This window comes from Alteromonas sp. ABM1_013 (genome assembly GCF_056160505.1).
Window position 1 is genome coordinate 393,438 of record NZ_JBSWXH010000001.1, and the last position, 21,869, is coordinate 415,306.

At 44.9% G+C, this 21,869-nt stretch carries 16 protein-coding genes and 1 pseudogene; 10 read left to right on the plus strand and 7 right to left on the minus strand.

Going from position 1 to position 21,869, the window contains the following annotated elements; genetic code table 11:
• Positions 1 to 37 precede the first annotated feature (37 nt).
• The 6 genes from ACXAGK_RS01680 (at position 38) to lysC (ending at position 7,529) form a co-directional block, all read left to right on the plus strand.
• Positions 38 to 1,219: an alpha/beta hydrolase-fold protein gene (locus ACXAGK_RS01680; RefSeq protein WP_474853676.1), complete on the plus strand. Its 1,182-nt coding sequence runs from the start codon at positions 38 to 40 to the stop codon at positions 1,217 to 1,219.
• Positions 1,220 to 1,225: 6 nt separating this feature from the next.
• The gene (locus tag ACXAGK_RS01685) at positions 1,226 to 1,507 is read left to right on the plus strand and encodes a DNA ligase (RefSeq protein ID WP_474853678.1); all 282 of its coding nucleotides are present in this window, start codon (positions 1,226 to 1,228) and stop codon (positions 1,505 to 1,507) included.
• Positions 1,508 to 1,646: 139 nt separating this feature from the next.
• Positions 1,647 to 2,624, plus strand: a complete 978-nt coding sequence (locus ACXAGK_RS01690; protein ID WP_474853680.1) for a DNA ligase — start codon at positions 1,647 to 1,649, stop codon at positions 2,622 to 2,624.
• A gap of 362 nt (positions 2,625 to 2,986) precedes the next feature.
• Positions 2,987 to 5,599: a bifunctional aconitate hydratase 2/2-methylisocitrate dehydratase gene (acnB, locus tag ACXAGK_RS01695; protein ID WP_474853682.1), complete on the plus strand. Its 2,613-nt coding sequence runs from the start codon at positions 2,987 to 2,989 to the stop codon at positions 5,597 to 5,599.
• Positions 5,600 to 5,671: 72 nt separating this feature from the next.
• Positions 5,672 to 6,121, plus strand: coding sequence for a DUF192 domain-containing protein (locus tag ACXAGK_RS01700; RefSeq protein WP_179982404.1), 450 nt, complete (start codon positions 5,672 to 5,674; stop codon positions 6,119 to 6,121).
• Between the two features lie 58 nt (positions 6,122 to 6,179).
• Entirely contained in the window at positions 6,180 to 7,529 is a 1,350-nt protein-coding gene (gene lysC / locus ACXAGK_RS01705) for a lysine-sensitive aspartokinase 3 (protein ID WP_474853684.1), read from the plus strand.
• 76 nt (positions 7,530 to 7,605) lie between these two features.
• Here the strand turns inward: lysC and ACXAGK_RS01710 are convergent, their stop codons facing one another.
• From ACXAGK_RS01710 to lptD, 7 genes and pseudogenes are all read right to left on the minus strand, one after another.
• On the minus strand, positions 7,606 to 9,630 hold the full coding sequence (locus tag ACXAGK_RS01710) for a HAMP domain-containing methyl-accepting chemotaxis protein (RefSeq protein ID WP_474853686.1): 2,025 nt from the start codon (positions 9,628 to 9,630) through the stop codon (positions 7,606 to 7,608).
• 284 nt (positions 9,631 to 9,914) lie between these two features.
• The gene (locus tag ACXAGK_RS01715) at positions 9,915 to 10,742 is read right to left on the minus strand and encodes a symmetrical bis(5'-nucleosyl)-tetraphosphatase (RefSeq protein ID WP_474853688.1); all 828 of its coding nucleotides are present in this window, start codon (positions 10,740 to 10,742) and stop codon (positions 9,915 to 9,917) included.
• 7 nt (positions 10,743 to 10,749) lie between these two features.
• Positions 10,750 to 11,124: a Co2+/Mg2+ efflux protein ApaG gene (gene apaG / locus ACXAGK_RS01720; protein ID WP_474853690.1), complete on the minus strand. Its 375-nt coding sequence runs from the start codon at positions 11,122 to 11,124 to the stop codon at positions 10,750 to 10,752.
• Between the two features lie 8 nt (positions 11,125 to 11,132).
• Positions 11,133 to 11,960, minus strand: coding sequence for a 16S rRNA (adenine(1518)-N(6)/adenine(1519)-N(6))-dimethyltransferase RsmA (gene rsmA, locus ACXAGK_RS01725; RefSeq protein WP_474808649.1), 828 nt, complete (start codon positions 11,958 to 11,960; stop codon positions 11,133 to 11,135).
• Complete coding sequence (gene pdxA / locus ACXAGK_RS01730; protein ID WP_474853692.1) at positions 11,957 to 12,943, minus strand: 4-hydroxythreonine-4-phosphate dehydrogenase PdxA; 987 nt, start codon at positions 12,941 to 12,943, stop codon at positions 11,957 to 11,959. The genes rsmA and pdxA overlap by 4 nt, the downstream gene beginning before the upstream one ends.
• 13 nt (positions 12,944 to 12,956) lie before the next feature.
• Positions 12,957 to 14,249 (minus strand): annotated as a pseudogene (gene surA / locus ACXAGK_RS01735) (peptidylprolyl isomerase SurA); the annotation flags it as partial.
• 49 nt (positions 14,250 to 14,298) lie between these two features.
• Positions 14,299 to 16,557 (minus strand): LPS assembly protein LptD, encoded by a 2,259-nt coding sequence (lptD, locus tag ACXAGK_RS01740; protein ID WP_474853694.1) that lies wholly within the window; start codon positions 16,555 to 16,557, stop codon positions 14,299 to 14,301.
• 400 nt (positions 16,558 to 16,957) lie between these two features.
• On the opposite strand from lptD, the gene djlA reads away from it, so the two are divergent.
• The 4 genes from djlA to recJ all read left to right on the plus strand — a co-directional run bounded on the left by djlA (position 16,958) and on the right by recJ (position 21,833).
• Complete coding sequence (djlA, locus tag ACXAGK_RS01745; RefSeq protein ID WP_474853696.1) at positions 16,958 to 17,827, plus strand: co-chaperone DjlA; 870 nt, start codon at positions 16,958 to 16,960, stop codon at positions 17,825 to 17,827.
• Positions 17,828 to 18,754: a site-specific tyrosine recombinase XerD gene (gene xerD, locus ACXAGK_RS01750; RefSeq protein WP_474853698.1), complete on the plus strand. Its 927-nt coding sequence runs from the start codon at positions 17,828 to 17,830 to the stop codon at positions 18,752 to 18,754.
• A gap of 385 nt (positions 18,755 to 19,139) precedes the next feature.
• Entirely contained in the window at positions 19,140 to 19,862 is a 723-nt protein-coding gene (dsbC, locus tag ACXAGK_RS01755) for a bifunctional protein-disulfide isomerase/oxidoreductase DsbC (RefSeq protein WP_474853700.1), read from the plus strand.
• A 249-nt stretch (positions 19,863 to 20,111) separates the two neighbouring features.
• Complete coding sequence (recJ, locus tag ACXAGK_RS01760; RefSeq protein ID WP_474853702.1) at positions 20,112 to 21,833, plus strand: single-stranded-DNA-specific exonuclease RecJ; 1,722 nt, start codon at positions 20,112 to 20,114, stop codon at positions 21,831 to 21,833.
• The last annotated feature ends 36 nt before the right edge of the window (positions 21,834 to 21,869 follow it).

The window sequence follows — 21,869 nt, forward strand, 5'->3', positions numbered from 1 at the left end:
CTTTGAAAAGAAAAGCGCCTTATAAAAGGATTTAAGTTTGAACTCACAAATAGCGACTGTTATAGCCCTACTGCTTTTTGCTTTAACGAGCCTTTCGGTTAATAGCGAGACAGACAAAGACAGCCAACATTACGAACTGAAAGTAGAGAAGTTCGAATCTAAAGTGTTAAAGGAAGAACGAGAAGTCGTTGTTCAACTTCCTAAAGGCTACGCCGAAAACCCTGACAAGAAGTATCCTGTAATTTATCGGCTAGATGGTGCGGTTTATCTACCTATAATGAATGCGGTACTTGAATCACTTCAATCTGAAAATGCTGCGCCAGAAGTAATTATCGTCGCCATTGAAAATACCGATCGTTTTCGAGATCTTTTCCCTACAGCAAATGAAGACCCATACGGGCCTGTAGGTTATGGTGGGGGCGGGGCAAACTTTTTGTCTTTTATAACCACTGAACTTATCCCAATGGTAGAGAATAAATACCGGGTGCATGATTTTCGGGTGATTGCTGGCGGTTCCGCTGGTGGTGTATTCGGGTTGTATGCGCTCACTCAACATCCTGAGCTCTTTAGTGCTGTGATTGCCTATAGTCCTGCGGTGTGGTGGAACTATGGCGCGCCGGCAAAAAGAACGGTTGCGTTTTTTAAATCTTCCAGCCAATTGGATCACTATATCTATACGTCTATAGGCAACGAACCGGCGCCAATGCGACCCTACTATGATGATATGATTTTGGGTATGCGGGCAAACCAACCTGCTGGTTTGAGGTGGGTAAATGATGAATATGCCGGTGTTCGGCACAATTTGGTTACGGCAGCGTCTATTTTTAGTGCTTATCACAACTTGTTCTTTTCGGCTTATTTAAGGCCTGAACAGTTCGATGGGGATATTCAAAGCATTGGCAAATATTACGATCGCGTTTCAAAGCAACGCGGGGAAAAATTAGAGGCGCCTGAATGGGTAATTCGAGAATTAGGTTATCATTATGTGCGTTCTGAAAATTACGACAAGGCTATTGAGCTGTTTAAGCACGATATAGCTAAGTACCCCGAGATGCCTGACCCGTATAACGGCATAGCGTATGGTTACGAGCAAATGGGTGAGTATAAAAAAGCACTTGAGAGTGTAAACAAGGCTTTGGAGCTTTCTACACCGCAGCACGATGGTTATCAAGTTTATACAAATAGACAAAAGCGTTTGCATGATTTACTCAATGAGTAAGCTACTTTGAAATACCAAAGCAAAATTAAACACACAATCAGTATTGCTACCGTTTTTATGATTGGGATTGGCGCTGTAACGAGCGGATGCAGTACGGTTTCGACAGCGCAAACTGAACACTGTATTGAGCAAGCTAATCGCGCTGAAGTTTATGAAGTGAATACTGCTGATGAGCGGCTAAACGCATGTTTGGAGACCTACCAAAAGAGACGTGACGAAGAAAGAACGTTTGGTGAGGCATTAGCCGAGGATGTGCTCATCTCAGTTCTTGATATCATCACTGACTAAGATTTTTTCAGCCAATTAAAAACCTTCTTACGTACAGTTATAAAAATTCCAAAGGCAGAGTAATTTACTCTGCCTTTGTCGTTTTAGTCTCTTTCTAATGACTTTAACGGCTCCGTTTAATAACTTATGGAAAGAGCCAATGCGTTATATTCTGACATTTGTCTGTGTGTCTTTGATGACTGCAATTACTCACGTTTGTGCACAGAGCAAGCTTGATATTGTCGACGGTTTGCAGCTTGCCAAGCAGTATGAACACACCCGCCAAGATATAAACATCACCGATTACTGGGTGAGCGAAAAGTTAGACGGTATTCGCGCACGATGGGATGGCACTGAACTTAGAACCCGAAACAACAACAAAATATTTGCGCCAGCTTGGTTTACCGCCAATTGGCCTAAAGCGACTATCGACGGTGAACTTTGGATAGAAAGAGGGCAATTTGAACTTACTGCTTCCATCGTGCTTTCTAAGTTAACAGAAGGGAAGTCGCACCCTGTCGCTAATTCTTTGGTTGGAGCCGAAACTAGCGCCGAAACTACCGCGGACGAAACTACCGCGGACGAAATTGCAGCAGCGTCTATATCAGACACACGCTGGGCTAAGGTTAGGTTTATGGCCTTCGACATGCCTGTAGCAGGCCAGCGTTTTGACAGCCGACTGAACAAGCTTAATAGTCTTAGAAAGGCCACCCCCAATCCTACATTTGCCGTGATCCCTCAGTTTAAGCTTTCGTCTCTAACCGCGCTTGAAGAAGAACTTAAACAAGTAACTAAAGACGGTGGTGAAGGGCTGATGCTTCATCACGGGAAGGCGTTTTACCAGCCAGGGCGTAGTGACGATCTACTAAAGGTAAAACATTTTGAAGATGCTGAAGCGAAAGTATTGGCGCAACTTCCAGGGAAAGGAAAATTTAAAGGCATGATGGGTTCACTGCTGGTAGAAACATCGGCCGGCATTCGATTTAAACTGGGAACGGGGTTTTCTAAGAAAGACCGGCAAGCGCCTCCGGCGGTAGGTAGCTGGGTAACTTTCAAGTTTTACGGTGTAACGAAAAACGGTAAGCCAAAGTTTGCCAGCTACCTTCGAACTAGACCCGACGCCGACTTATCAAAATAGTACAGTTATTAATAAGCGAAATAGCCTCAATATTGAACTTTTAATTAACTGTTATCTATCCTTTACGATGCACTTCAGTTGAACAAGCTTCACATAAAGCAAAACCCTTGTGTTCAAAATATAAAACCCTATAACTTACTTAACCAGTAATTGTTTTTGTCACTTTCTGCATTGCTTTTTAATCGCTTTTAGCGTTCAAAAGTAATGTTATGAATAGCGATTATAAGCGGATAATAGAGGCTAAAAATTTCAAAATTTAGCCCGTGAAGTTATACTGTTGATGATTAATTAAACACTCCTTGCGTCAAGTGCGTACAAGACCGTTTACTCCCATTGCGCAAGCTAACTTAGAGGAAGAGACTGTGTTACAAGACTATCGCAATCACGTTGAAGAGCGTGCAGCCCAAAATATCCCCCCAAAACCTCTTAATGCAGAACAGGTAGCAGCCCTTGTCGATTTGCTGAAAAGCCCGCCAGCAGGTGAAGAAGAATTCTTATTAGAGTTGCTTTCAGAGCGTGTGCCACCGGGGGTTGATGAAGCGGCTTACGTCAAAGCTGGTTTTCTAAGTGCTATTGCAAAAGGCGAAGACAGTTGTGAACTTATCTCAAAAGAGAAAGCTGTTGAATTGCTGGGAAATATGCATGGCGGTTATAACATTGCGACGTTAGTAGAGCTACTTGACGATGAAGACCTTGCGCCATTGGCTGCCAAGGAGTTAAAACACACGTTGCTGATGTTTGATGCCTATCACGATGTGGAAGAGAAGCACAAAGCGGGTAATGAATACGCCACTGATATTATTAAATCTTGGGCTGAAGGCGAGTGGTTTACATCGCGCAAGCTAATGGACGATAAAATTACATACACGGTGTTTAAGGTTACAGGTGAAACCAATACCGATGATTTATCTCCCGCTCCGGATGCATGGTCACGTCCAGACATACCATTACACGCTCTTGCAGCTTACAAAATGCCTCGCGAAGGGCTAGAGCCAGAGGAGCCAGGCGTTAAAGGTCCAATGGCGCAAATAGAAGAAGTCAAAAGTAAGGGCTACCCCGTTGCTTTTGTTGGTGATGTAGTCGGTACCGGCTCATCGCGTAAGTCGGCCACTAACTCTGTTTTGTGGTTCTTTGGCGAGGACTTACCGGGTGTGCCTAACAAACGGGGCGGTGGCGTATGTATTGGTTCCAAAGTCGCACCTATTTTCTTTAACACCATGGAAGACGCGGGCGCACTAGTATTTGAAGCCGACGTTGAAAAAATGAATATGGGAGATGTGATAGATATCTACCCATTTGAAGGCAAAATCACCAACCACGAAACCGGTGAGCTACTTGCTGAATACAGCTATAAATCGAAAGTTATTTTAGATGAGGTGCGTGCCGGCGGACGTATTAACCTGATCATCGGGCGCGGTCTTACCGAGAAAGCGCGTGAGACACTAGGCTTAGGCCCAACGGATTTATTTCGTACGCCTGAGCAGCCAAAAGACAGCGGCGCGGGATTCTCGCTAGCGCAAAAAATGGTGGGCAAAGCGTGTGGCGTTGAAGGTATTCGCCCAGGCACCTACTGCGAACCTAAAATGACAACCGTGGGCTCGCAAGATACCACGGGGCCAATGACCCGCGATGAGCTTAAAGACCTTGCTTGTCTTGGTTTTACTGCCGATTTAACTATGCAGTCCTTCTGTCATACTGCTGCTTATCCAAAGCCGGTGGATATTGAAACCCAGCACACGCTACCTGATTTTATTATGAATCGAGGTGGGGTATCGCTTCGTCCCGGAGACGGCATTATCCATAGCTGGTTAAACCGCATGCTGCTGCCTGACACAGTAGGGACTGGTGGTGATTCGCATACTCGTTTCCCATTAGGTATTTCGTTCCCTGCCGGCTCTGGCTTGGTGGCGTTTGCAGCAGCAACGGGCGTTATGCCACTGGATATGCCTGAGTCTATATTGGTGCGCTTTAAAGGCGAGATGCAGCCGGGCATTACCTTACGTGACCTTGTACATGCCATTCCGCTATATGGCATTAAACAAGGGCTATTAACGGTAGAGAAAAAAGGCAAAATTAATGCGTTCTCTGGCCGTATTTTAGAAATCGAAGGGTTGGAAAACCTTACTGTAGAGCAGGCGTTTGAGTTATCGGATGCGTCGGCAGAACGTTCAGCTGCAGGTTGTACTATCAACCTTTCTGAAGAGTCGATAGCTGAATACCTGCGTTCAAACATTACCATGCTTCGCTGGATGATTAATGAAGGTTATGGCGACCCTCGTACGCTAGAGCGCCGGGCGCAGAAAATGGAAGAGTGGCTAGCTAACCCAGAATTAATGCGCGCCGATGCGGATGCTGAATATGCCGAGGTTATCGAAATAGACCTTAATGACATTAAAGAGCCTATCGTGTGCTGCCCGAATGATCCTGACGATGCGAAAACCTTATCTGACGTTGCAGGTGATAAGGTAGATGAAGTCTTTATTGGCTCGTGTATGACAAACATTGGCCACTTCCGTGCAGCCGGCAAATTGCTTGAGCAATACAATAAAACACTTCCAACCCGTTTATGGATGTCGCCACCTACTAAGATGGATAAGGCACAACTAATGGAAGAGGGATATTACAACATTTACGGTCGCGTGGGCGTACGCACCGAGATGCCGGGGTGTTCACTTTGTATGGGTAACCAAGCCAGGGTAGATGCAGGCGCCACAGTGCTTTCAACATCAACCCGAAATTTCCCTAACCGTTTAGGTGATGGGGCGAATGTGTATCTAACCTCAGCGGAGCTTGCCGCGGTTGGCGCAATTGTGGGTCGCATTCCTACCTCTGAGGAATACATGGAATACGCCAGCAAAATTAACGCAATGTCAGGAGAAGTATTCCGCTACTTAAACTTCGACAAAATGCCTAGCTTTAAAAAGGCGGAAGAAGAAGCTAAGGCGCGCATTATTCCAACGTTGAATGTTGCTTAAAATAGTGTATAAACTACAAAGCCGGTTGCCTTAGTGGTGACCGGCTTTTTTTATGGCGAAAAGGAATGTCTAATGGGAAAATCTTTCTTTATTGTTGCTGCACTTGTATTAACCTTAGGGTGTGCAAAAGCGCAGGTAGACCCTGTATCGTCACTGAATTCAGTGGACTTCGAATCTATTACACTGGAGATAGGTGGCAAGCACTATGAAGTTGAGTATGCCAATACCTTTGAGCAACGCGCGCAGGGCCTTATGTTTCGCAAAGCTTTGTGCGAAGACTGCGGTATGTTTTTTAAGTTTTCTAGCCCCAAATTTGCGGGCATGTGGATGAAAAACACCTTTGTACCCTTAGACGTAGCATTTATCGACAGAAATGGCGTAATAACGGATATAAAACCTCTCACTCCTCATAGTTTGGAGTCGGTCGGATCATCGAAAGAGGTACTTTACGCGTTGGAAATGAACCAAGGGTGGTTTGCCGAGAATAATATAAAAGTAGGCGACCAAATAACGATTGATTAACTGCGTACAGCGCGGTTGCTGCTAGCGAAAAGCTAGTTTTATTCTGGAGTTAAATATAGTGACAAATGCCTTATCGATAGCTAAGTTCGGTGGAACTAGCGTAGCGAATTACGAAGTAATGCAAAACTGCGCCCGAATTGTTGCCGGTAATGAAAAAACACGCATCGTGGTAGTGAGTGCTTCAGCTGGGGTAACAAATCACCTTGTTAGCCTAGCGCATACGCCAATGACGCAACAGCAAATTGAAGAAACCTGCAAAGCCATTGTGGATATAGAACACGCTATTCTGAATAAGCTTGATGACAAAGATGCAGTAGAGCCTAAACTTAACGATTTGCTAGAAGAAATGCGCAGCTTAGCGTTTCACGAAGAAATACTTCACCGCGATGATTTAAAAGATCAGCTGCTATCTATGGGTGAGCGAATGTCATCATTGATGTTCTCATCAGTGCTTGCAGAGCAAGGCGTGAAAACCATGAACTTTGATGTTCGCAAAGTACTTCGTACTGACAGTGAATTCGGTGAAGGCGCGCCTCAAATAGAAGAAATTGAAAAACTTGCCAAACAGTTGCTCGCGCCAGAAATCAAAGACGCTATTGTAGTTACACAAGGCTTTGTTGGTGCAGATGAAGAAGGCCGCACTACAACGTTAGGTCGTGGTGGTTCTGATTTTACGGCTGCACTACTTGCTGAAGCGCTTGATGCAGAATCGTGCGAGATTTGGACTGATGTAACGGGTGTGTACACAACTGATCCGCGCATTACTCCTGCTGCCCATCCGCTACCTGAACTGAGCTTTGAAGAAGCGGCGGAAATGGCCACCTTTGGTGCTAAAGTGTTACATCCTGCAACCATGGAGCCTGCCCTGCGTAAAGACATTAAAGTGTTTGTAGGGTCAAGCAAAGAGCCTGAAAAGGGTGGTACATGGATTGTGCGTGATTGTGAGCACGAACCACCGTACCGTGCTATTACTCGCCGTAAAGAGCAAGTAATGGTGACAGTGAAAACACCGAAAATGATGTACGCGCAAGGCTTCCTACAGCAGGTATTTGCTATCATCGCTAAGCATAAGCTGAGTGTTGATTTGGTAACAACATCGGAAATCTCGGTATCTTTTACTCTTGATAATCCCGCGAACTCTGTAGCCCAGCGTTTGAATAAAGAGACTATTGCCGAGCTTGAAACTATCTGTGACGTTAAAGTAGAAAAAGGTTATGACCTTGTCACCGTTGTAGGTAACAACATGCAAACGGCTATTGGAGTTTCAAGTAAGATTCTATCTGCGGTTTCTGATTTTAACCTGCGCATGATTTGCTTTGGGGCTAACCCACACAACCTATCGTTCTTGGTTAACGAGACCGACAGTGATGACGTGGTTCGCAAGCTGCATTCGGCATTGTTTGAATAAGTATTAGGTTTACGTAAAGCATAAAAAAACGGTCGCCTCAAGGCGACCGTTTTTTGTTTGTATTACTTGTAAGAGGCTAAACTTTAAACTGCCTGATAGACTGCTGTAGCTCTTCGGCAAGACGTGCCACTTCATGGCTAGATTCAGACGTTTGCTGGGCACCCGCTGTCGTCTCTTCAGCAATGCCCACAATGGTTTCAAGCTTTTCACTAATTTCTTGCGAGACTGTATTTTGTTCACGGGCTGACTGCTCAATTTGAGAGCTAACGTCATGAGCTTTGTGAACCGCATCAGTAATGATATCGAGCGCTTGCGTGGCTTTTTCGGTTTGTGCAACACAGGCGGCGGTTTGCTCTTTACCTTGGTCCATCACAGACACCGCTTTTTCAGCCCCAGCTTGAAGCACTTCAATCATGGCATTGATTTCTTGTGTCGACTCCTGTGTGCGACTCGCAAGGGTTCTTACTTCGTCTGCAACTACCGCAAAGCCTCGGCCTTGTTCACCGGCGCGTGCAGCTTCAATAGCAGCATTTAATGCAAGTAAGTTAGTTTGGTCGGCAACACCGCGAATAACGTCAAGAATACCACCAATGCTTGCGCTATCTTGGTGAAGCTTATTAATCACGTCGGCTGCTTCTTGAACATCCCGAGACAAGATCTCAATAGTGTTCTTGTTCTCTAACGAGATTTGGCGAACATTTTCAGCTTCGGCATCTGCATGACGAATTTGGCTAAGCGTATCTTCGGCATTTTGCACAACAAGTTGCGACGTTGAGTGCATTTCTGTTGTCGCCGTTGCGACTTGGCCAATTTGTGATTTCTGATCCTGAATAGAGTGGGTGGTTTGTGCCGTCACGGCTGATGTCTGTTCCGATGCCGCAGCTAACTGCTCTGCGCGAACGTTAATGGCAGTAATCAGCTCTTTCAGGTTGCCAATTAGCGTATTACAGTTTCTTGCTAGTAGCCCAAACTCGTCTTGCGCTGAATCGTCTAGGCGATGAGTAAGGTCACCTGATGACGCAACAGTAAGTAGTTCGTTTACGCGATAAAGCGGGTGTGTAATAGCGCGAACTGTGACGTAGCCAATAAAGGCTGCTACGGCAATAGAGATGAGAACAACAACAATAACAAAGGTGTTACCCGTTGTAATAGCACCGTTTACCTGATTTTCTATATGAGATGCTTTCTTATCAGCAAGATTCAGCAGGTTTTCAAGTGCGACAACACCCTGCGTAATATTTGAATCAGATGCGTTAAGTGCTTGTTCAGCGTCATTTCTGCGCTCTAGTCGGTCGACATGAAGCTGCACAACGCCGTCGTTAGCTTTTATGGCGTTGATGGCGTCATTAACTAAGTCGTTAATATCATCAAGTGTACCTGAGTCATCACGACCCCCCGCAGCTTCAACCATTTCGCTTAGCTGGGTAACTACTTTTTCAACTACAAGGTCGACCTCGTTACCGAGCGTCTGTGAACGCACCAGTGTTTCGGTTTTAATGTACTCGTATGAAACAGTAAGAAGAGAGAGAAGCGAAGTTTCAAGTTGACCACCGATCTCAGCAGCACGTCTAAGATTAGGATCGCGCTGAACCGCGTCTAGGTCTGAAAAATCCAGAAGGTAGGTAGAGGCATCGTCTGCGTTATCTTCAGCATCACCTAGTTTGTCTTGTATATTGTTGCGCAAGTCGAGGTACATTTGGTGATTTTTGTACATAGCCTCAACATTAGTAATATACGCATCATAAGATTCGCGAACACTGTTTAGCGTGTTTCTAAGCTCTGGCTCATTACTAACGGCCTGCGCTAGCTTATTGTACTCATTTTCAAAGGTATCTTTGGCAGAGTCAAATGACGCTCTTTTGTCCTTAAGATCACTTAAATCTTCTTCGATATAGCTTTCGAAGGTAAGTCGACCCATATTCAGGAAGCTTGCTTTAAGTGCATTACTGCCTGCTACCGTGGGCAAGGCAACGTCATTTACTTCCTCTGTTGCAGAGCCTATGGAATTGAGGTTATAAAGTGAGACAACACTTATAACGATTAGAAGTGCGCTAATCGCTACAAATCCCCCGATTACGCGTGTGGCTACCGTTATTTTCATCGGAACTCCTGGATGAGTGTTTTTTATTTTTATCCCGAACGATATTACCTGCCTCAGCTAACAAAATATAGCACTTATAAAGTGATGTTTGCTTGTATGCTGAGCAGGTAACGAAACATCATCGTTACTTTCACAAGTAAGTGTATCGGCTACAAAGACTTAATGTTTATTTTATTTAGCACTTAAGTCTAATTGTTATTACTGGTACAACCAGTTGGGCCAAGGAAAAGCGGGCTCTCCCTCGGAAAAGTTTCGTATCTGTGGGCGTGTATACAATAATGATTCTATGCTGTAACGCTAATCAAAGTTGAGGTATCTAAATTCAATAGCGTCATACTTTGCCCCCACACGTAGCCAGTATCTAAACCAACGAATTGTGAGTTATTTGTATGACCTGATAGGGCGGCCCAGTGCCCGAAAATTACTCGCTGGCTAGTTGTGAGCTTTGTATTTTCTATTTCAAACCAAGGCTTTAGGGGGCTATTGGGATCATTAGAAACGGTACTAGGATGAGACTTATTGTCAAAGTCGAGGGTGCCATCGGTATGAACAAATCGCATGCGCGTACACGCATTCACAATAAAGCGCAGTCGCTCGTCATCCTCGAGTTTATCTGACCAGTTGTCAGGTGTATTACCGTACATCTTTGAAAGAAAAGTGGCGTAATCAGCGGACTTAAGGATGTTGCTAACTTCATCACTAAGTGAAACGCACTCATCAATAGACCACTTAGGATAAAGTCCCGCGTGGATCATCACAGAGTTTTCATCTAATTTCATCGCTAGAGGGAACTGCCGCAACCAATCAACCAGTTCGTTTAAATCCGAAGCGTTAAGAAGCGGGTCTAACTTATCTGACTTTTTGGCTTTGCGAATATCGTTTACAACGGCAAGTAAGTGGAGGTCATGGTTACCTAAAACACTATTAAACTGGCTGCCAAGAGATTTCAGAAAGCGCAATGTGCTAAGCGAATCTTCTCCTCTTGCAACCAAGTCACCGACAGCAAACAGCTTGTCGTTTGTCTCGTCAAATTCTACTTTATCCAATACGCGACGAAGACCGTCATAACAGCCCTGAATATCGCCAATGACGTAGGTGTTACCTTTAGACATAGAAACCTTAATGAAGAATGCTTGGAATGGCTAGGCGAAATATGTTTATAGGAACGCGAAAACGCTCACCGCTTTCTAGTTCCATTACATAGTAGCCTTCCATATTGCCAACCGGTGTGTCAATGACTGCGCCACTGGTATAGTCAAAATGTTCACCAGCTTTCATTATAGGCTGTTTTCCTACCACTCCATCACCTTCTACTTCTGACGTTTTACCGTTAGCGTCGGTTATCTTCCAATAGCGACTAAGCAGCTGTACGGTATGTTCACTATTGTTTTCAATAGTAATGTGGTAGGCAAACGCGAACTGCTTAGAATCTGAGGGCAGGTGGTCAGGAAGGTGACGGGTTTTCACCCGCACCTTTATATCAAGTACATCCATAGAGGAACTTATTGCTCTTGTTGGTGCTCTTTCGCCGACACAGCATTAGCTATAGTGGCGAAGTCGTTAAGCGATAACACTTCTGCGCGAGAAGTTGGATCTAACCCTAACTCACGGATTTCTTCCTCACTTAAGCTGTCTTTCAGTGAGTTACGAATAGTTTTTCGGCGTTGATTAAAAGCCTGTGCACAAACGCGCTCAAGGGTGTTTACCGATTCGACATCAACGGGTGGAGCTTGATGCGGAACTAGTTTTACAACGGCCGAGTCTACCTTCGGAGGTGGCTTGAAGGCACCTGGCGGAACATTCAAAACAGGGATCACGTGGCAATAGTACTGGGCCATTACTGAAAGTCTGCCGTAGTTCTTAGAGCCCGGTCCCGCAGCTAGTCGGTTTACCACCTCTTTTTGAAGCATAAAATGCATGTCTTCGATGCAATGAGCATGATCAAAAAGGTGGAACATTAGCGGCGTTGAAATGTTGTAAGGTAAGTTACCAAATACACGGAGCTTCTTGTCTTTTATTGGCATTTCTTTGCATAGTGCGCCAAAATCCATCGTCATCGCGTCTTGTTCAATAACGGTTAGTTTTTCGCCGTTAAATGGGTGATGTCGCAGACGTTTGGCAAGGTCGCGGTCAAGTTCAATAACCGTTAGTGCGTCAACTTCTTCACAAACAGGGTCTGTTAATGCGCCTAAACCGGGTCCAATTTCTACCAGGTTTTGTTCATTTTTTGGCGCGATGGCTGCAACAATTTTACCTATCACGTAGTCATCGTGTAGGAAGTTCTGCCCGAATCGCTTTCTGGCCGTATGGCCTAAATGTGTTTTACTCATTGTTGATGATGTGCAAGCTCAATGGCTTTTTCCAATGCTTTTCTGAAACTACCGGCGTCGGCTTCACCAGTACCTGCTAAATCTAATGCAGTACCGTGGTCGACTGAAGTGCGAACAAAAGGTAATCCTAATGTGATATTCACTGACGCCCCGAAACCCTTGTATTTTAGCACGGGTAAGCCCTGGTCGTGATACATAGCTAGCACAACGTCGGCATTTTCTAGGTATTTAGGCTGAAATATGGTGTCAGCGGGCAGGGGGCCGGTGATCTTAAGGCCCTCGTCTCTTAGCTCATTTAGCGCTGGGATGATAGTGTGGATCTCTTCAGTACCAATATGGCCATCTTCACCCGCATGCGGGTTTAATCCGCATACATAAATGTGGGGCTCATTAATGCCAAACTTAAGCTTCAGGTCAGTATTAATAATATGAATAACTTTGTGTAGGCGCTCGCGGGTTATCGCTTTTGCCACGTATTCAAGAGGAATGTGAGTCGTAGCTAGCGCTACATTTAAACCTTCTGTAGCCAACAGCATAACCACGTCAATGGTATTAGACTGGTAGGCGAAAAACTCAGTATGTCCGCTGAAGGACACCCCTGCTTTGTTAATAATACCTTTGTGTACCGGGCCAGTTACAACAGCATCAAAATCGCCGTCCATATTGGCCTGGCACGCTTGGCGTAAGGTTTCGACTACATAAAGCCCGTTCTCACTATCAAGGGTTCCGGGAATAACATCAGCGGTTTTGTCTATCTGCTTTATAAACAACGAACCCGCATCTTGTATCTGCGGGTTATTTGCATCGTAATCGATTAGTGTTAACGGAAGCCCTAAGGCGCTTGCTCGTGCTTTTAGCATGTCGCCATCGGCAAACACGACAAGCTGGGCTTGCCATGTTTCCTGGGCCAGTTTAATGATCAAATCTGGCCCGATACCGGCCGGTTCTCCCGGCGTTATTGCTATTTTAATTGGTGTGCTCATGAATAACTTATTATTAAGATTCGACAACTTCGACGTAAGCGGCATCACGCATCTCACGTAACCAGTTTTCGGTTTCTTCTGAAAATTTACGGTTAAAGATAAGCTGATATGCTTTATCTTCTTTACGTTTATCCGTTGCGTCATCCATGCGACGGTCGTTAAGTTGAATTAAGTGCCAGCCGTGAACAGTGCGCACTGGGTCGCTGTATTCGCCAGGTTCAAGCTGTGATAATGCTTCTTTAAACTCAGGTACATAATTACCTGGGGCAGACCAACCTAGTTCGCCACCGCGAAGGGCCGAGCCAGGGTCTTCTGAATATTCTTTAGCTAACTCTGCAAAGTCCGCTTCACCGTTTTTCAATTCTTCTTTGAAGCGCACTAGCATCTCTTTTGCTTTTTCTTCGCTTAGAATAATTGATGGCTTAACCAAGATATGACGTGAGTTCACTTCTTCAACGGTAACTTTCTCAATACCGCGAGTATCTAGTACTTTAAGTATGTGAAAGCCTGCGCCGCTTCGGATAGGACCAACAAGCGCATCCTTATCCTTGTCCTGAATTGCTTCTGCGAAAAGCGTTGGCATAGCGTTAATATTAAGCCAGCCCATATCACCACCTTCTAACGCTTCGTTACCCGATGATGAGGCAATGGCGATTTTAGCAAAATCAGAGCCTGATTCTAACAAGGCTATTACTTTGTCCGCGCGCTCACGTGCTGCCTGAATGTCCTCGTCTGTTGGTTCAGGTGGGAAGCCAATAAGTATATGACCTAAACGGTATTCGGCCTGCGTTGCACCCTGTTGCTCCATAAGATCAATCAGCGTATCTATTTCTTGAGGCGTGATATAAACGCGGCGGCGTACGTTCGCGCGGCGCACTTCACCCATGATAACTTCTTCACGTATATCTTCGCGATAGTCATCATAAGCAATGCCTTCAGCGGCCAATTGAGCGCGAAGTTGTTCTACGGTCGCATTTTGATTGGCCGCGATATTACCAATGGTTTGCTCAAGTTGAGGGTCACTGATACGAATACCCATACGCTCAGCCATTTGTAGCTGAAGGCTCTTCGTAATTAAACGCTCAATAGCCTGTGTACGAAGCGCGCGGTCTGAAGGTAGCTGTTGGTTGTTAGCTTCAGCGTTGCGCTTAACGTCTTGTACAAGGGCTTTAATTTCACTCTCAAGTATAACGCCTTGATCAACAATCACAGCTACGCGGTCAAGCATTACTTCTTGTGCCACGCTGTTAAACGAGAGTAGGGCACCTAACATCAATGCACGGATAATGAACTTCATACACACTCTTTTATTATTGGTTAATGCTTTTAAGCGCTGCTAGGCGCTCAATTGCGGGTTAATTTAAACTATAAGGCTGGCGATAGCCAAACATACCGTCTTCAAGCATGCTTCTTTGGGTTCCTGATGAACCTATACCTTTGAAAATAAACTGTAGCGACACACCAGAGTCGAAATCATCCGTTGTCTGAACGCCACTGTCGTTGTAGCGGTTGTTCAAACTGCGCTGGGCGACAAGTCGAACTGCCCAGCAACAAGACTCATATTGAATACCTGCGTAGGTTTCTACACTTCGATGGCGCTCTAAATCACGGTAAGTACGGCCAACCCATTGCCAATTTTCAGAAATTGGCCAGCTTGCTGAAATACCTATTTGATTAATGGTTTCACCACTAAGGTCGCGAACGTAGCGATGACTTAATTGAATAAAGCGCGCGTCATCTTTACGGTATTCAATGCCCACGCTGCTCAGGTCAACTTTGTCTGTGTCAGTGGTGACCTGCACATCAGAATGGAAAAACCAATTTTGGTTAAAGCGCCAATCTACCTCAGCGGCAAGGGCTGATCGATCTTGGTTTTTAGTTGCCGCAACCACTTTATTATCTTCAAGATAGAATATCTGACCCACACTAAGAACGAATTGTTCCCGATTGTTTTTATCTAACATGCGAGTGGTGGCACCAAGGGTAATCTGGTTGTTGTCGCTAATTCTATCGAGGCCAGTAAATTCCTGTCCTCGAAACAAGCCTTCAACGTCAGTTAACAGAGGTGTTGAGTCATAAAAGCCGATGGCAGTTTGGTCTTCATAAGACGTGTAAAGATACTGAACTTTTGGTTCAAGGGTCATCGACATATCGTCACTAAACCAAGATGTATCTCTTTCAAAGTACAGTGCACCGTAAAGGCGAGCCTGACCAAGGGTACGCTCTACATCTTCTTCTAAATCAGTCCCTTCCACATTGTCTTGCTGATACACAGTTTGAAATAATGAAGTCTCTGCAACAAATTCTCCCCATGCCGCGCGAAATGGCATGGCAAGCGTTGGCGCAATGTGAAATCGCGTTGCGGTTGGCGCAGTATCTAATGTGTTGTCAAAATGAGCGACTTCTGAATCAAGATTAAACTCAAAGTACTCGCCTAGTGCTTTGTTGTAGTTAACTTTAATTTCTGGAACAGCGCGATAGCTGTCAGCAGTATCACCCAATACTTCGAAATCTTTTACCTGCATACTGACAGAAAGATTTTGAGAGTAGTAACTCAACCCAATATTCCGGTATAAATGAGTATCAGAGCGGCTGTAGTAGTCTGAACCAAGATCCACTATGTAGTTGTCGTCACTTAGGCCATTAAAATCAATATTGAGCAACCAGTTGTCGGCAATTAACCCTTGGTGTTCAAGGCGGTAAAAATATCGGTCTGGGTTACCTGAAATATCCGAATCGCTAGGTAAATATTCAACGTAGGCGGTCCCTTGACTGCGGTCTGTTAGATAACGAAACTCGGTATTTAGCTGAAGACCGCGCAATGACATCAACCGTGGGGAAATGGTCATGTCGTAGTTAGGCGCAATATTCCAGTAAAAAGGCTGAGTGTAGTCTACGCCAGTTCGACTAGAGCTTGTCAGCTCGGGAAATAATAAGCCGGTTTGTCGTTCATTGCTTACTGGAAACGCAAAATAAGGCAAATAAAATACTGGAACATCGGCAATGTAGAAACGGGTGTGTTTGGCTTGTCCCCATACAGTCCCTTTTTCCAAGCTGATTTCACTGGCGCGAATCATCCAGTCTTCATCACCTTGAGGGCAAGTAGAGAAACTTACCTCTTTAAGTACTATGCCGGTATCTGTATCTAATACAATATCTTCGGCGGCGCCTTGCCCTACAAACCCAGTCAGCTTATAGCGGGTATTTTGCATCTCCAAGCGCTCTTCTTCAGAACGCAAGGTTACCGCATCGCTTTCCACTTTCAGCTGCGCATCTTGGTAGGCTACATCGCCTTTTGCTATAAGGTCGCGGCCACTACCGGTTCCATTAACTTGTGCCTGAGAGGCACTAATTATTGCGGTGTCTGACGTTATGTCTACATTGCCAGAAAACAAGGCTACAGTGTCTTGAATGATTTCTGTACGATTAGCTTCAACTTTAACATGGCCTTTAGGCATCAATGCTTGGCTACTAAAAGTAACAGGTTCGACTGAGCAAAATGCGAGAGGGGCTGCATCTGAGATTGATTGAGAATTTGAAGCTGTCGTTTCCTGTGCAAACGCGACCGTAGGCAAAAGAGTCGCGGAAACAAGCATGGCGCAGGTGTTTTTCATGCGTAAATGGGTGGCCTGTTTTGTTGTATGTTGCTTTTAAACCCAAGTAAGACGACTTGCGTCTCGGTTAGTTCGACATAACGATTAAAAAAACCAGTGATCGCGCCCTTTATTTCTTTCACTGTAATAAAGCGTCGAGCTCACTAGCTATTACTATTTTATTCAAGCGCTCAATTCTAAGCGCTTCTGTCGCAATTACCAACCATTCAGGTAAAAAAATGCACTTTTATATGGTCAACACATCAAAGACAGCGGCAGTAAGCTTGATTTCGTTCTGCTTAAGCCCTAGTTAATTAACTTATGTATTTGATATGATGATGTACTTAACGCGCAGTGCACGGCGTGAACTAACGACAGTAACATCAACTTTCTAAACAGTGCACCAATGGAGAATGACGCGATGTCAATTTGGGGAAAAGTCCTCGGCGCCTTGTTCGGCTTTATGTTTTTAAAAATACCAGGAGCGATCCTAGGGCTGATAGTCGGACACTTTTTTGATAAAGCCTACCGCCAAGACTTTAATCAGCTAGGTGGCTTTGGGCGCTTTTTTACTGATCAGGACAATTTAAAGCAGCAAGCCATTTTCTTCCATAGCTTGTTTAGTGCATTAGGTCATCTTGCTAAATCTGACGGTAAGGTGACTGATAGAGAAATTCAAATTGCTACGGCGTTAATGGACGAAATGCGCCTTACAGGCGATGCCCGCCGCGAAGCGCAAGATGCATTCAGAGAGGGCAAAGCACGAGACTTCCCTTTAGTGGATACGTTAAAAGGCTTCTATGATGCCAGCCACGGTCGTCGGGATATTCTGCAAGTGTTCTTGGAAATTCTTATTCAAGCCGCGTTTGCCGACGGTCAGCTTTCTCAAGAAGAATACAATGTACTGGAAAAAGTGGCGAAACCATTGGGTTTCAGGCGTCGTGATTTAGATTACCTTATTTCAATGTATGAAGCTGAAATTCGATTCAGGCAGCGGGCACACTCAGGTGCAGGGCAACGTGCTCACTCGGGTTCAGGACAGCGGCACCGTGGACAGCAATCGGCCTACTCAGAACAGCAAAGCTTAGATGATGCCTATCGCATTCTAGGCGTAGCGGCATCTGACGATGAGAAAGTAATAAAGCGAGCTTACAGAAAGCGCATGGCTGAACATCATCCAGACAAGCTTGTATCTAAAGGCTTGCCGGAACAGGCGATGGAGATTGCCAAAAAGAAAGCGCAAGATATTCAGTCAGCTTACGAGCTGGTTAAGCAAAAGCGTGGCTTCTAAATGGCAAAAATTGAACGTGAGTTAATCTATGTGCCTGCGGCAAGTCAGGCACATATTGATGGTTTTATTGAAATGTTGTGGCTCGAAAAAGGGCTGTCAGAACATACTCAGCAAAGCTATCGCACCGACCTCACTAAGCTTGCCATTTACAGCAACAATCAAGGTGTTAAGGATATTGCTGTGCTGACTACTGAACAGCTCCAAGATTACCTTGCCTATCGCCATGATAAAGGCCTGTCTACTCGCAGTACGCAACGCGCGCTTAGCGCCATTCGCGCCTTTTTTGTGTTTCTTATTAGTAAACAAATTCGCGTAGATAGTCCTGTTTCTGCGTTGTCCAACCCCAAAACACCAAAGGCCTTACCTTCTTCTTTAAGCGAGCAGCAGGTTGAAGATTTACTTAATGCCCCTTTAACTGACGACCCAATTGAATGCAGAGACAAAAGCATGCTTGAAGTGCTTTATGCAACGGGCCTGCGTGTGAGTGAGTTAATAGGGTTAACGATGGACCAAGTTAGCCTTCAGCAAGGTGTGGTAAGAGTTGTAGGTAAAGGAAACAAAGAGCGTTTAGTCCCTCTTGGGGAAGATGCAATCGAATGGTTATTAACCTATATAAAAACCGCGCGACCTATTCTTGCTACAAAAACGTCTGACGTGGTTTTTCTAAGCAAGCGCGGGCAAAAAATGACACGCCAAACATTTTGGCATCGCATTAAATACTATGCAGTGAAAGCAGGTGTTGAACAGCATTTATCCCCCCACACACTGCGCCATGCATTTGCTACCCATCTGTTAAATCACGGAGCAGATTTACGTGTAGTACAAATGTTGTTAGGTCATAGCGATTTATCAACAACCCAAATTTACACCCATGTAGCGACAGAGCGGCTGCAGACGCTTATTCATAGTCATCACCCCCGAGGCTAACGAGTCAAAAAACACATTGAGTGAGAATGCTACAAACTGAGCCTTGTGTACGACGAGCCTCTGCTTATACATATATCAAATGAAAAGGGGTGTGATAGGATATAGCCGAAGAATTACTTTAGATTAGGCGTGGTAGGCTAGTACTAGGGGTGTTGTAGTTTATTAACCTCACGGTTACCTCGATGGCATTCTGTTACAGCGTAAATGCACAGATAAACAAAAAATTAGCGTGAAAAAAGCAATTTTTTGTTAAGTTCATCGGTCTGAAAGTAATAAGTATGAAAATGTTTAGTGGTTGCCTTAAGATGAAAGCACATATTTAGGCAGCTGCAATCTAGGCCAAGTGAGTACAAACAAGCTTAAATGGCAAAATGGAGAGTATTTAGTGAAAGCAGTAAAGAAAATTTTGTTAGCCAGCGTAGTAGCGGCAGGTTCTCTATTAGGGTTAAGCGCGCAAGCTGCTGACGAAGCCGCTATCCGCGATAAATTAACGTCAATGCTTGGGCTAGATGTAGAAACCATTGCCGATTCTCCTGTATCTGGCTTAGTTCAAGTATCTACAAACCGCGGCTTGTTTTATGTAAGTGAAAATGGACAATATTTGCTTCAGGCTCGCGTTTTTAATATTGATGAAGAAATGCGCAACGAAACAGAGTTGGCCCTTTCAGGCTTGCGTAAAGAGGGCGTTGCATCAATGGAATCGTCGTCTATTACGTTTAAAGCGGAAAACGAAAAGCACGAAATTAGCGTGTTTACAGACATCACCTGCGGATATTGCCGCAAATTCCATAACGAAATTGACGAGCTTAACGATGCCGGTATTACGGTTCATTACCTTGCGTTTCCACGTTCTGGTTTAAACAGTGAAAACTACAACGATATGGTGTCAGTATGGTGCGCCGAAAACCCGCAAAAAGCGTTAACTAAAGCGAAGGCAGGCAGTGATGTGGCAAGCGCAAGCTGCAAAAACAAAGTGGCAGAGCAATATATGCTGGGTCAAAAGCTAGGGGTGAACGGCACACCTAATATCGTGTTGCCCGACGGCTCATTGATTCCTGGTTACCAGCCAGCCGCATTGCTCGCAAAAGCGTTGGAAGGCGAAGAGTAGTCATTTAAACTTCCTAGTTTCTGACATGAAAAAAACGCACGCACTGTGCGTTTTTTTGTTTTCTGCGGTATGATTCATCGCGTTATTTTCTTACGTTCTTTCGTATGGTTTCACTTTGCAGTTAGCGCAGAATTTCTATTTGAAAATTTTTATTCTTTAACGAATATGTTCAATTTGAATTTGCCTAAACTTGATTTGTATCAAGTGTTTAAGACAACTGCAATCACAATATTGGTTTAGTGGTATTTCATGATTTTGCCTATTGTTCGCCGCGAAGTTACCGGCCCCTCGTTAAGTTCCGACTTACACCCTGTTATCGACAGAATTTATCGCGGTCGCAATATTGCGAATATGGATGACTTGGAGAATGGCCTTAAGGGGCTTACGCACTTCAACGTATTAAAAGGGATGCCCCAAGCCGCGCAAATCCTTGCCAATGCCGTTATGCAAAATAAGCGCGTTATCATAGTGGGCGATTTTGATGCCGATGGCGCTACCAGTACGTCGGTATGTATACTGGCGCTTCGAGCTATGGGCTATCACAACGTTGATTTTCTGGTACCTAACCGCTTTGATTTTGGTTATGGGCTTAGCGTACCTATTGTCGATGAAGCAGCTAAACAAGGCGCAGACATTATAGTAACCGTGGATAACGGCATATCCTGTATTGACGGTGTGACCCATGCAAAATCCTTAGGTATGCAGGTTGTGGTGACCGATCACCACTTGCCAGGTGATACATTACCGCCAGCTGATGCGATAGTGAACCCTAACCAACCTGGCTGTGAATTCCCGTCTAAAAACTTAGCAGGCGTGGGTGTGGCATTTTATATCATGCTCGCGCTTAAAGCTGAGCTACAGCAACAAGGGTATTTTGAGAAAGTAGGTATTGCACCACCTAACTTAGCGTCTCTGTTAGATATTGTTGCTGTTGGCACCGTGGCCGATGTGGTGGTTTTAGATAAAAATAATCGAATTTTAGTTCATCAAGGGCTTCAGCGTATTCGGGCTGGTAAGTGTCGACCTGGTATCAAGGCACTAGTTGAAGTGGCAAACCGCGATTGTGCCCATCTAACTTCGACCGACTTGGGTTTTGTAGTAGGCCCAAGACTTAATGCCGCTGGTCGCTTAGACGATATGTCGCAAGGCATCGCTTGCTTATTAGAAGATGAAACCATTCAAGCGCGAATGATAGCGGCAGAGCTCGATGCTCTTAACAAGGAGCGCCGTGAAATTGAAACCGGCATGAAAGCGCAAGCCGAGACTGTACTAGAGCAAATGGCGCTGGATGAAGGCGATATGCCAAGCGCGCTGGTGGTTTATCGCGAAGATTTTCACCAAGGCGTGATTGGGATTGTGGCAGGGCGTTTGAAAGAGAAGTATCTTAAACCTGTTATCGCTTTCGCTCATCAAGACGATATTGTTATTAAAGGCTCAGCGCGCTCCATTCCTGGTGTGCACATCCGCGATGTACTTGATGAAGTAAACACACGCTTCCCTGGCGTTATCGAGAAATTTGGTGGTCACGCCATGGCCGCTGGATTGAGTTTGCCTGTCGCAAAGCTTCCAGATTTTGAACGAGCTTTTGTTGATGTTGCTCGTATCCACATGGAAAAGCTTGATGGCAATCATGCATTGCTCTCTGACGGTGATTTATCTTCAGAAGAATTGTGTTTGCCTTTTGCGCATTTATTGCGCCAGGCCGGTCCGTTTGGGCAGGGCTTTGAATCACCGTTATTTGATGGAGAATTTACGCTTCTCGATCAGCGCCTAGTGGGACAAAAGCACCTTAAGATGGTGTTGAAAAGTGACGGCGCCAATGAAGTAGACGCTATTGCGTTTAACGTTGATTTAAAAGCATGGCCTAATGCCATGGTAAAGCGTGTACATATCGCTTACCGCCTAGATATCAATGTTTTCAGAGGGCAAGAAACTGTACAGCTTATTATTGAGCAAATAGAAGCGGTTTAAGCGAAGTTGATTTAGGTACAACATTGAGTCTTAGAA

Bases quoted from the DNA above. Each gene is read 5' to 3' on its own strand.
- ACXAGK_RS01715 (WP_474853688.1), bottom strand. From the start codon at position 10,742: ATGTCTAAAGGTAACACCTACGTCATTGGCGATATTCAGGGCTGTTAT.
- pdxA (WP_474853692.1), bottom strand. From the start codon at position 12,943: ATGAGCACACCAATTAAAATAGCAATAACGCCGGGAGAACCGGCCGGT.
- ACXAGK_RS01690 (WP_474853680.1), top strand. From the start codon at position 1,647: ATGCGTTATATTCTGACATTTGTCTGTGTGTCTTTGATGACTGCAATT.
- apaG (WP_474853690.1), bottom strand. From the start codon at position 11,124: ATGGATGTACTTGATATAAAGGTGCGGGTGAAAACCCGTCACCTTCCT.
- lptD (WP_474853694.1), bottom strand. From the start codon at position 16,557: ATGAAAAACACCTGCGCCATGCTTGTTTCCGCGACTCTTTTGCCTACG.
- ACXAGK_RS01700 (WP_179982404.1), top strand. From the start codon at position 5,672: ATGGGAAAATCTTTCTTTATTGTTGCTGCACTTGTATTAACCTTAGGG.
- djlA (WP_474853696.1), top strand. From the start codon at position 16,958: ATGTCAATTTGGGGAAAAGTCCTCGGCGCCTTGTTCGGCTTTATGTTT.
- xerD (WP_474853698.1), top strand. From the start codon at position 17,828: ATGGCAAAAATTGAACGTGAGTTAATCTATGTGCCTGCGGCAAGTCAG.
- rsmA (WP_474808649.1), bottom strand. From the start codon at position 11,960: ATGAGTAAAACACATTTAGGCCATACGGCCAGAAAGCGATTCGGGCAG.
- ACXAGK_RS01710 (WP_474853686.1), bottom strand. From the start codon at position 9,630: ATGAAAATAACGGTAGCCACACGCGTAATCGGGGGATTTGTAGCGATT.
- recJ (WP_474853702.1), top strand. From the start codon at position 20,112: ATGATTTTGCCTATTGTTCGCCGCGAAGTTACCGGCCCCTCGTTAAGT.